Here is a 12,345-nt window from a genome sequence, read left to right as displayed (position 1 = left end):
AATTATTTAATTTTTATTAACAATTATTTTCCAACTATTTTGAAATTTCGACCAAAATCGAACCATAAGTCAGTCCTCCACCAAATCCAGTAGCAACAAACTTATCTCCTTTTTTAAGTTTCCCTTCCTTTATCGCCTCATCAAGTGCTATCGGAATTGATCCCGCCGAAGTATTTCCATATTTACTCAAATTTACAAAAAATTTATCAAGCGGTTGCTTAAATCTTTTTGCAATTGACTCAATAATTCTAATATTTGCCTGATGAGGAATAAATAAATCAACATCATCAGCAGTTATTCCAGCCTGTCCTAATACATCTTCCACAGTTTCTGGGAAAACTCTTACTGCAAATTTAAAGATTTCTCTTCCATTCATTTTTAGATAAATATCCTTATTATCAATTTTTTCTTTAGATACAGGCTCTTTTGTACCTCCTGCAGGCACTAATAATTCACATGCCCCAGAACCGTCAGCTACAAGATGGCTTGCTAAGTATCCTCCATTTTCCACTTCTCCAAGTACAACAGCTCCTGCACCATCTCCAAACAGAATACAAGTTCCTCTGTCAGTCCAGTCAATCACTCTTGACATTGCTTCTGCTCCAATCACAAGCACTTTTTTATAAAGTCCAGCCTTAACAAAGCTATGCCCGGCAGAGTAAGCATAAACAAACCCAGTACAAGCTGCACTCAAGTCAAATGCCGCAGCATTTATTCCTAATTTATCCTGAACAAGTGCCGCAGTCGATGGAGTTCCATAATCAGGAGTCATAGTCGCAACAATAACCAAATCAATCTCATTTTTATCTATTCCAGCATCTTCAATTGCTCTTTGTGCTGCTCTAAATGCCAAATCGGATGTTCCTTCATTTTCATCCACAATTCTTCTTTCCTTGATACCAGTTCTAACTGTTATCCATTCATCATTTGTATCCACAATTTTTGCCAAATCATCATTTGTCATTATCTTTTCAGGTACATAAGATCCTGTTCCTAAAATTCCAACTTTCATATTTCACCTCAAATTTATTTTTTATTTTTACTTTATTATATTTCTTAGTTTCCTTATATACTCGAACTCGCTTAACATTAAGCTATTAAAAATTATATAAATTCAGTATTTGAGTAAATAGTAATAACTTTTGAGTTCAGTTTTAAAGTTTTTTTACTATAATTTTATACCAATTTCAGTTTAAAATCATTCTACTAAAGTCTATCATAAAATTTTTAAAAATACAACTAAAAACATTTAAATTAATAAATAATAAAGCCAAAAAAAAAGCAAGACATAAATCCTGCTTCAACAAACTATTCAGCATCAGTTGCTTCATCAGTTGCTAACACTTGTCTACCTCTGTAAACTCCTGTTTCCAAGTTTAATCTGTGTGGTCTTCTTATTGAACCGTCAGCTTCTACAACAATATTTGGAGCTTTGATAGAATCATGTGATCTTCTCATATTTCTTTTTGCTTTAGAGGTTCTTTTCTTAGGTACTGCCATTATTTATCGACTCCTTTCTAATTTTTATATCGTTAATTTTTTCATTCAATATTGTAAAAATAATTATAAAAAATCATAATTTTTTTTACATTTATACAAACTATTATAATAAATATAAAGCCATTTGTCAAGGCTTTAATATATTTTTTCCATTTATTCACAAGATTTTTTTATCTTTTATTTATTTTTTTCTGAATTTATATTTGTTTCAATTTTTTTAATTTTAAAAATTAATTTTTATTTTGTTCAAATTCTTCAGTATTTTTTTGAACTTTTTGAACAAAAATATTATATTTTTTTTCAGTGTTAAATTCAAGATTTTTTATTTTTTCAGAAATTTCATCTGTCATTGTTTCATTCCCAACAACTAAAACAACAAAGTTCTCATTATTATTTGCATCTATCAATTTTCCAATTTTAACTTCGCTAATATTATTTGAAAAATTTTTATATAAAATATTTTCAACAGTTTTTAAATCATTCTCCAAAATTGTTTGATTTTCATTTTTTAGTGGTAATGTAATATCTTCAGCATTTTCTTTTATTTTTTCTTCGTTCAGATATTTTGATAAGTCCTGTGCTGTTAAATACTTTTCATTGGATAACTGCTGTATTTTTAATTTATAGTTTTTCAATTTATATTTTTCCAGTTTTTTTTCTAATTTCTCAATATCCTGTTTTTTAAAGGCATCTCCTACAATTTTTAAAGTAACAGTTTTATCTTTTTTATTAATAGAATTATCAAAAACATAATGAGTTTTTAATTCCCTTGAAATAAATTTTTTTAATGAATTTTCTCTCGCTGTATCTTGAACTAAAGTTGTTGCTGTATATATACTTGGAATAATTATGATTAAACTTCCTATATAAAATATTATTTGTTTTTTTATTGAAATTTTATTTCTTGTTTCAAAAATATTTCCAGAATAAACTATCAAGCCAACTAATGTTGCTATCATTATAAAAAATACATTTATTATAAACAAATATCCTGCTCCAAGAAAAATTTTCAGATTCCCATGAGCAATCCCAAATCCTACTACACACAAAGGCGGCATTAATGCTGTTGCAATAGCTACTCCAGGAACTACATTTCCACCATCTTCTTTTGTTTTTCCAATTACTCCTGCAATTCCACCAAAAATTGCGATTAAAACGTCCCATAAAGTAGGATAAGTTCTTGCTAGTATCTGTGGTGTTGCATCATTTATAGGGCTTACTAAAAAATAAAAAGTGGAACTTACTATACTTATTAATATAAAAATTCCCAATCTAAAAAGTGATACATAAACTCTTTTTAAATTTCCATTTGATAATCCCAATCCTAGCGACTGAATTGGTGACATTAGTGGCGAAATCAACATTGCTCCAATAATTACTGCAACAGAGTTTGTATTTAATCCTATTGACGCTATAATCATTGCACAAATCAGAATAAACATTGTTTCCTTCGTAAAATCAGAATCTCCAATAATATTTCTTTTTAAAATTTTGTATTTTTCATGTTTTATTTTTTCTATCATTTTACAATATCTCCTTTATATTTTTATAAATTAGTAACTTATTTAATTTCTATTTCAAAAAATTTAATCATCTTCGTAAACAGGCTCTATATGAATCAAAAACCTTTTTATATTTTTATATTTATGCTTAATCTTTTTTGAAATTTTATTTGTAATATCATGTGCTTCTTCAATCGTCTTATTTTTATCCATTCGTACATCCACAAACATATAAATGTCCTTTCCAGAAGTAGTCATGCGAAAATCGTGTGCATTTTCAATTTCTTCAAATTGTAATATTTCTGAACGAATTTTTTCAATCAGGGCATCATCTTGTGAATCCATCAATATTAACGAATTTTCCTTTATCAGTTCATAACCGCTCTTTATAATATAAATTGACACAATAAATCCTACAATCGTATCAAATATAGGATGAATCCTTGATAAAAGCAACCCAAATAAAACAGAACTGGAAATAACAATATCAGTATTGTAATCTGCAAGTAAGGAATTTATCAAGGCATTATTATATTTCTTTGCCTTTTTCTTCATAAAAGTCAATTGAAAAATTTTTATCAATATTGCCAAAACAGTTATAACTATTGGAATAAGTGTAATATTCACATTATTTTCATTACTAAAAGAAGTTAATTTTGAAAAATTATCTTTTATCAGCTCAAAAGCCGTTATCATTATAAACGTCCCTATTATCACACTAAAAACCGATTCTATCTTTCCATGCCCAAACGGATGCTCCTTATCCTCAGGATTACTTCCAACCTTTAGCCCCACGATAACCAGCACATTTGTAATCAAATCTGAAAGTGAATTTAATCCGTCAGAAAGTAGCGACATGCTGTAAAAAATTTTCCCAGCCATAATTTTTAATAGAGCCAAAACAATATTTACACAAATTGCAAACTTGGAAATAGATAGCATATTTTTTTTCTGTCTTTTAGTTTCTGTCAGATTATTTAATATATATCCGTCCTCTGTTTTTATAAATCGCTGTTTTTCAAGGAAATTGTTCATTTTTTTATGATTAGTTATGATTAGTGAATCAAAATTTTTATTTGTAATCCAATTAATTATATATTTTAAAAAAAATGTTCCATATCCATTATTTCTTAATTTTGGTAAAATAAATATTTTTTTCAATTGGGCAATATTGTTTAAAATAAGAATTACATATCCACACAACTCTCCATTATTATATAAAAAAAATATATCATCCTTCTCTTTATCAAAAGAAAATTTCGGATCTATCTCCAATAAATCTATTAAAATTTTACTTATATTCTCCTTTTTATCCCATTCAACTACTTTCATCGTGAAACCTCCATTCGTAGTAAAAGAAACTAAACTAAAAAAATTTAATTTTTGAAAAAGGAATTTCAATTTTAAAATAATACACTATAATTACTTAAATAAAAAGTCATACATCAAATTCTCGAAAACATTCTACCATCCGTTTCTTAATCCAAAAGCTCAAAAACAGCTACCCTGTAAACCTAGAGAAACTAACTTAGTGCTGCTTCGTTCCCGACCTGACACATTTCGCTAACTCTCTACAATACAGGACTATTTTCTCAACACTTTTGAAATAAGACGTTGATACTAGAACTTCCCTTAAATTTGACATCACCTCTACTAAAGCGGGTTGTAGATACAGGGCACCGCTAACTCCCCGGCTAGTATGACTAAATCAGTATATCATTTTTCTTAAATATTGTCAATGTTATAAAATTTCTTTTTTCATGAGCACTGCAATCTAAAGTTTTTGAAATTTTTTCAAATCAATATTTTATTTTTCAAGACTCAAAAGCTCCATCAATTCTCTCTCGTTCATCTCAAAAATATCTTTTGATTTCTGATTATCACTTTTATTGTTTTTCTCCAAAATATTTTCACTCAAGGTTCGTTTTTTTTCTTGAAGTTTTATTATTTTTTCCTCAATTGTACCTTCTGTTATCAGTTTTATAACTTGAACACTTTTTTTCTGTCCGATTCTGTGAGCCCTATCGCTTGCCTGATTTTCTACTGCAAAATTCCACCACGGATCATAATGAATTACGACATCTGCCCCAACCAGATTTAAACCTGTTCCTCCAGCCTTTAACGAAATTAAAACTACTTGTCCTTCACCTGAATTGAATTTTTTGGAAATTTCCATACGTTCTTTTGATTTGACACTTCCGTCGATGTAAAAATATTTAACTTTTTCTTTTTCCAATTCTATTTTTATTTCTTCAAGAGTTCCTAAAAATTGTGAAAATATAAGCATTCTATGGTTATTTCCCAAAATATCAGGCATTAATTCCTTTAAAAGTTCAATTTTAGCAACTTCACCTTTATAATTTTCATCGAACAATTGTGGAGAATTACAGATTTGGCGTAATTTTGTTAAAATTGCCAGTACTTTCAGATTATTGTTTTCTTCCTTGTCAAATTCTCTAAGTTCTTTTTTAGCTTGTTTTACGTATGCCATGTATAATTTTTTCTGTTCACTGCTTAATTCTACTATCATATTGTTTTCTACTTTTTCAGGCAGTTCTGTCAATACTTCCTTTTTTGTTCTTCGCAAAATAAATGGAGAAACTATTTTTTTCAAATTAAATATTTTTTTAGAATCTGGCTTATCTAATGAATTTTTATATTTTTTTCTGAATTTTGTTATGTTGTCTAAATAACTAGGGAAGATAAAATCAAAAATTGACCAGAGTTCCATAATGCTGTTTTCGATTGGAGTTCCTGTGAGTGCAAAATTTACAGAGCTGTTTAGCTTATCTGTTGCTTTTTTTACAAGTGAAGATACATTTTTTATATTTTGTGCCTCATCCAGTATTGCCACATCGAATTTTTTGTTTTTATAATTTTTTACGTCATTTCTAAAAGTCTGATAAGTTGTTATCAAAATTCCTTTTTTAGCTTTTTCAATCATCTCTTTTCTTGTATTGGCAGCTCCTTCTACAAGAATTGGCTTTATATCCGAAAATTTATGAAATTCCTCCTTCCAGTTGTGCAGAAGTGAAGTCGGAACAATAATTATTCCAAACAAATCCTTATTTTCCAGCTGAATTTCCGAAATAAGCGAAATCGCCTGCAAAGTTTTCCCAAGTCCCATATCATCTGCCAAAATTCCGCCAAAGCCAATATCGTACATATTTTTTAGCCAATTAAACCCAATTTTTTGATAGGGAAACAGTTTTGCCTTTATATTTGATGGTTCCTTATTTTCACGATTTTTTATTTTTTGGAAAAGTTCCTTAAATTCTTCCATTTCATTTAATTCCTCGTTAATACTGTTAGAAACTTGTGCCAGCTGTAAAACCTTTATCTTAGAAATTCTATTTTTTCCAATCTTCAAATCTGAAATCGCATCTACAATTCCAATCATCTCTTCACTACTTTTGTTAGCTATTTTCACAAGTTCACCACTTGACAGCGTAATGAATTTTTCTTCATTCTTTACTCCCTCTAAAATTGTTTCGACATCTTTTTCATCAACTCCTTCAACATTGAAATCTAAACTAAAAAGTTCATTTTCAACAGATTTTATATTCATTTGTACACTAACTCTACGAATTTTTTTTACTTTGTCACTTACATTTATATTTACATTTTCAGCATATTTTTCGTCAATGATATCCGCTATTTTTAAAAATTTGTTTCTGTCAATTTCTAACATAATATCATCAGATTTTAGCTGTTTGTGTGTAAATTTTCTCAATTTTTTGCTATACACACGTTCTGGTTGTAGTTCTATATTTATAAAGTGAGCATCGGCATTTTCTTGAAAATCTTCAGAAATCTCTCTTTGAAGTTTTTTATTTTTTTGAGGAATAAAATATTTACCGTCTATTTTGACACTTTCTTCAAGACACGAAAGCATTATCAAAAGTTTATTTTTTCTATTTCCTTCTTCCACAAAAATATTAACTTTTCCGTATTCTTCTGTAACTTTGGCAATTGGAATTTCATATTTTGAAAGAACTTCTATTATTTCATTAACTAATTTTCCTGATATTTCATTCAAAAATTCTATTTCACTTTTACTACCTACTGTAAGTGTATTTATGATTTCCCATTCCATACCACTCATTTTATAAAACTTTATAATATTTGATATCCCGCTATTCAAGTTAAAATGACGACTCGTAGGAGATAAAACCGAAAAATCCCTTATGATTATCTTTTCTCGTCCACGTTTATCTTTCTGAAATGCAAACACAGGTTCATGTTCTCCTGTCACATAAAGTGTCTTATTTCCAAATTTTATTGTTTTTTTATTTTCTACAGCTGAAAATATCATCTCTCCCAACATCGGATTTAAAGGTTCCCCCTGTAACTTTACATAATAACCATTAAAATGCATTCCAAATTTTTCTTTGTTACTAAAGTAATTGTTCAAATTTTCCATTATTTTTTTATCTATTTCACTAAAATAATGTATGTTTGGATTATAAATATTTTTAGAACTTATTTCGTAAGATTTTCCTCTTGCTACTTGATGAACAAAACGTTCCAGATTTTTTACATAACTTAGTTTTTTCTCTCCCACTTTTACTCTTAAAGTAGACATTGAAGGCGTGTCCTGACTTAATTCAAGTTCCAATTTGTATTCAGTTTTTTCCAAATCTGAAATTTCATCGTTCTCAATTTTGTTTTTTAATTCCAACAACCTTTCCTTAAATTTTTTAATTGTTTCTTTTTCAATATCTTGATATATACTTTTTTTAGAAATCGCTTTTTTTATTCCTAAATTTTTTTGAAGGTTTTCAAACAAATCATTTTCTTCTTCTGCTTCTTTTCTCTTAATATCAAGCACTTCTTCTTCCATTTTAAATTCCCTATTTTTCTTAAAATAAATATTCCCAGCCTCAATTTCTTTATCTGCAGCTATTCCAGTAGCTATAATGTGTTTACAAGGTTTTTTATTTTCCAAAAAATTTAGACAGTCACATTCATACACAAGATTCTCTTCTTTTTTCTCATTACCTTCAAAATAAGTTATATCAACATAGTAAATATTTTCATAACTTCCCATAACTCGTGATTCTATCGTTATTTTATCTGAAGTTTTTATAAGTGTTGTCAATTCTGCTTTTTTATTGACAAAATACATTTTCCCCCTATCAGAAATAGTTGGGGTAGTCAATTTTTTTAGTTTCTCAAATAATTTTTCCAATTCTGTACTTTCCTTCCTAAAAACATCTTCATTACTTAATAATATCAGACAAATTAAAAATATACAATTTTTTCAACAAAAAACAGTGAAATCTAAATTCCACTGTAAAAATTAAAATTCTCCATTAAGTTTGTACAAATAACTTTCCATTTTTTATAAACATATTTTTTACTTTAACTTTTTTCTTATCATCTGACTCATATTTGTAAACTGGATTTGTTTCCAAATAATTTGATATTAGGGCTTTCATTGATTTTGCAACAGGTGTTGTCACAACATCTTTTCCATTTTTATCCAAAATTTTTTCTACTTGCATGTCTACCAAATAGAGCTGGTTTGTTTTTTCGTCAAACTTAATTTCACTATTTAACTCAATAACTCCTTCTGATCTATCTGCCAGCAATGAGGCGTCATAATCCGTTACAAGATAAATTCTGTTATCTTTAAATGAAATTTTAGGATTTTTGACAGTAATTTTCCCTACTAGAAAGTTCTTTGTAATCGGGAATTTTTCCTTAGCCTTTGACTCAATTACCGATTTTGGCACACGAATGGTTTTATTTGCCAAAAAATCGCAGGAAATTACCCCAAACATCATTATTAGCATTAATAAAACTGTTTTTAAAAATGAATTTTTACTTTTCATAACCAATCTTTTTCTCCTTTTCTTTGTTACAATTTACTTGAACTTATAGTAAAACTAGTTTAAAACAGAACTCAAAAGTTATGACTATTTTACTCAAACCCTAAATTTATATAATTTCTAGCAATTCAATTTTAAATGGTTTTGAGTATATTTTAAAATAATTTTCAAGTATTTGCTTGCCCTAATAATACAAAATATTATTTATTATTTCATATTTTTAAAGTTAGTTTTACCTTAAATCTAAATTTTATTTCAAATATTTTTTCAAAAATTTTGCTGTGTGTGATTTTCGAGATTTTATTATTTCTTCTGGAGTACCTTGTGCAATAATCTGTCCTCCTTTATGCCCACCTTCAGGTCCTATATCTATTATATGGTCAGCATATTTTATAACATCAAGATTATGTTCTATTACAAGCACTGTATTCCCTTTTTCTACAAGTCGATTCAGTACTTCCAGTAGTTTTCTAATATCTTCAAAATGAAGTCCAGTTGTAGGCTCATCCAGTACATAAATTGTTTTCCCACGTGAAATTTTGGAAAGTTCTGTAGCAAGTTTTATTCTTTGAGCTTCCCCTCCAGAAAGAGTTGTAGCAGGCTGTCCCAGCTGAATATAGTTCATTCCCACGTCAATCAATGTCTGCAATTTTCTCTCAAGTGTCGGAATATTCTTAAAAAATTCGTATGCTTCCTCAACCGTCATATCCAGCACATCCGAAATACTTTTCCCTTTGTAATGTACTTCCAACGTTTCTCTATTATAACGTTTTCCTTTACAAACTTCACATTCCACATAAACATCTGGTAAGAAATTCATCTCAATTTTATTAATTCCAGCACCGCTACAGGCTTCACATCTTCCACCTTTCACATTAAACGAAAATCTTCCCTTGCTATATCCTCTCACTTTTGCATCATTTGTCTGAGCAAATAAATCCCTTATATCATCAAATATTTTCGTATAAGTTGCAGTATTTGAACGAGGAGTTCTTCCAATTGGCGACTGGTTTATATCAATAATTTTCTCCAAATGTTCAAGACCTTCTATCCCACTATTTTCTAGCGGATACAATTTTCCTTTATTCAGCCTGTTGTGAAGTTCTGGATAAAGTGTCTGATTTATCAATGTCGATTTTCCACTTCCAGAAACTCCTGTAACCACAGTAAATACTTCCAATGGAATATGTACTGTAACATCTTTCAGATTATTTCCCTTCGCATTTTTTAAAACAATTTCTTTAGTGGATTTTCTTCTATTTTCAGGTACTTCTATTTTTATTTTTCCATTCAAATATTGTGCAGTCAATGATTTTTTATTTTTCATAACTTGCTTCGGAGTCCCTTCTGCAACAACTTTTCCACCATTAATTCCAGCTCCTGGTCCTATGTCAATCAGATAATCAGCCTCTCTCATCGTATCCTCATCATGCTCAACCACAATCAGACTATTCCCAATGTCACGTAAATCCTTCAATGTTGCAAGCAATTTATCATTATCTCTCTGATGAAGTCCAATACTTGGCTCATCCAGTACATAAATTACACCTGTAAGCCTGCTTCCAATCTGAGTTGCCAGTCTTATTCTCTGCGATTCCCCACCAGATAGAGTTTTTGTCATTCTGGAAAGGCTCAAATAGTCAAGCCCTACATTTATCATAAATTTTAGTCGCTCTTTTATTTCTTTCAGTATTTCAGACGCAATTTGCATCTGCTTTTCAGTAAGTGTAATATTTTCATAAAATTTCAGCGCATCAACAACACTTACTTCTGTCAAGTCAATAATGCTCTTATCATTTACAGTTATCGCCAATACAACATCTTTAAGCCTTTTTCCCTTACAAGTCTTACAAGTTCTCTCCGTCATATATTTAGCTTCCATCTCTTCCTTTGCTGACTCCGAAGCAGTTTCTCTATATCGACGTTCAATACCATTCACAATTCCCTCAAATTCTCTATTTCCATTATAACTAAAACTATCCCCGCTCCAAGAAAACTTAAACTTCTTATTACTTCCATAAAAAATTATATCTTTCTCTTTTCGAGTCAATTCAGACACCTTTTTATCCAAGTCGATTTTATGTGCTTTTGCCATTGCTGTGAATAAATCCCAGTTCCACCCCTTTTTTGTAGTCGCTCCTGGAAAAACAATTCCACCTTCATTAATTGACAAATTTTCATCTACAATCAATTTATTCTCATCCACTTCCAGCCTTGAACCAAGCCCATTACAAACTTCACAGGCTCCATAAGGTGCATTAAATGAAAACAGTCTTGGCACAACATCAGGAAAAATCACATCAGGATGATTTGGGCAGGAAAAATTTTCACTATATTTGTTATCTTCTCCATTCACATTTGCAATAATTTTTCCATTAGAAAGCTCACTCGCTGTTTCGACAGCTTCTGTAATTCTGCTCAAAAATTCCTTATCATCTTTTTTTACAACAAGTCTATCTACAACAACTTCAATATTATGTCTTTTATTCTTATCTAAGTCAATTGTGTCATTTAAATCCAAAATATCTCCATTTACCCGAACTCTCTGAAATCCTTTTTTCTGCAAATTCAAGAACAAATTTTTATGAGTCCCTTTTTTATCAATAACAACAGGCGATAACACTATCAATTTATCCTTTTCATTTCGTCCATTCACAAGATTATCCACAATTTCCTGAATCGACTGCTTTTCCACCTTCTGATGGCAAATCGGACAATGTGCCTCTCCAATATGTGCCCATAAAAGCCTCATATAATCATAAATTTCAGTAGTTGTCCCAACAGTCGAACGTGGATTCTTAGAAACACTTTTCTGCTCAATCGAAATCGCAGGCGAAAGCCCCTCAATGCTATCCAATTCAGGCTTCTGCATTTGCCCAATGAACATTCTCGCATAAGCAGACAAACTCTCCACATATCTTCTTTGCCCTTCCGAATATATCGTATCAAACGCAAGCGAAGACTTCCCGCTCCCCGAAACCCCTGTAATTACCACAAGCTCATTCTTAGGAATCTCAATATCAATATTCTTCAAATTATGCTCTCTTGCTCCAATAATTTTTATCTTGTTGTCTTTCATTCTTTTCGATGTTCCTCTCTCCTAAAATTCCCCTCAATAAACCAATCCTTTTTTTATTTTTTATTCAAAATAATTAATAACTCAAGTTTTACTTTTAAAAATTTATAATAATGCTTTCACTTAAATTTTTTTAAGTAAATTATATTAAATCAATATTTTTGTATATCTTATATGTTTTTTACTTTTTTAGGTAAAGGGGATCATTCGCCATCCCCTTTACAATCCTGGCTCGTCTAAGCATTTTTTTGAAATAAAAACGAAACTCGCTACGTAAAACTTCGCTCAAACAATCGTTTTCATTCCCAAAAAAATCACGACAACTTTCATTTAGCTACAATAAAATTATTTAACTAAAACAAAAATCAAGCAAAATTTCGTTAAGAGAAAAAGAACTGTCTGAGCTTTTGAAAAACTTTTAAATCATATTTGT

At 29.7% G+C, this 12,345-nt stretch carries 7 protein-coding genes and 1 other RNA gene; all 8 read right to left on the bottom strand.

What is annotated here, in order from left to right:
- Window positions 1–34: 34 nt before the first annotated feature.
- Window positions 35–1,012, bottom strand: coding sequence for a beta-ketoacyl-ACP synthase III (locus tag QU666_RS04355; protein ID WP_021769263.1), 978 nt, complete (start codon window positions 1,010–1,012; stop codon window positions 35–37).
- A gap of 296 nt (window positions 1,013–1,308) precedes the next feature.
- A complete protein-coding gene (gene rpmF / locus QU666_RS04350) occupies window positions 1,309–1,500 on the bottom strand; it encodes a 50S ribosomal protein L32 (RefSeq protein ID WP_021769264.1) in 192 nt (63 codons plus the stop codon).
- A 230-nt stretch (window positions 1,501–1,730) separates the two neighbouring features.
- Window positions 1,731–3,023, bottom strand: coding sequence for a TIGR00341 family protein (locus QU666_RS04345; protein WP_021768499.1), 1,293 nt, complete (start codon window positions 3,021–3,023; stop codon window positions 1,731–1,733).
- Window positions 3,024–3,086: 63 nt separating this feature from the next.
- On the bottom strand, window positions 3,087–4,334 hold the full coding sequence (locus QU666_RS04340) for a GNAT family N-acetyltransferase (protein WP_021768498.1): 1,248 nt from the start codon (window positions 4,332–4,334) through the stop codon (window positions 3,087–3,089).
- 106 nt (window positions 4,335–4,440) lie between these two features.
- An RNA gene (gene ffs / locus QU666_RS04335) (signal recognition particle sRNA large type) lies at window positions 4,441–4,705 on the bottom strand.
- A 104-nt stretch (window positions 4,706–4,809) separates the two neighbouring features.
- Window positions 4,810–8,130: a DEAD/DEAH box helicase gene (locus QU666_RS04330; RefSeq protein ID WP_304984865.1), complete on the bottom strand. Its 3,321-nt coding sequence runs from the start codon at window positions 8,128–8,130 to the stop codon at window positions 4,810–4,812.
- Between the two features lie 187 nt (window positions 8,131–8,317).
- The gene (locus QU666_RS04325; protein WP_021768496.1) at window positions 8,318–8,839 is read right to left on the bottom strand and encodes a DUF1439 domain-containing protein; all 522 of its coding nucleotides are present in this window, start codon (window positions 8,837–8,839) and stop codon (window positions 8,318–8,320) included.
- 247 nt (window positions 8,840–9,086) lie between these two features.
- On the bottom strand, window positions 9,087–11,915 hold the full coding sequence (gene uvrA, locus QU666_RS04320; protein WP_021768495.1) for an excinuclease ABC subunit UvrA: 2,829 nt from the start codon (window positions 11,913–11,915) through the stop codon (window positions 9,087–9,089).
- Window positions 11,916–12,345 lie beyond the last annotated feature (430 nt).

This window comes from Leptotrichia sp. HMT-225 (assembly GCF_030644325.1).
Lineage (GTDB): Bacteria > Fusobacteriota > Fusobacteriia > Fusobacteriales > Leptotrichiaceae > Leptotrichia > Leptotrichia massiliensis.
Note: the sequence above shows the minus strand (reverse complement) of the source record. Positions and strands in the feature narration are given on the sequence as shown.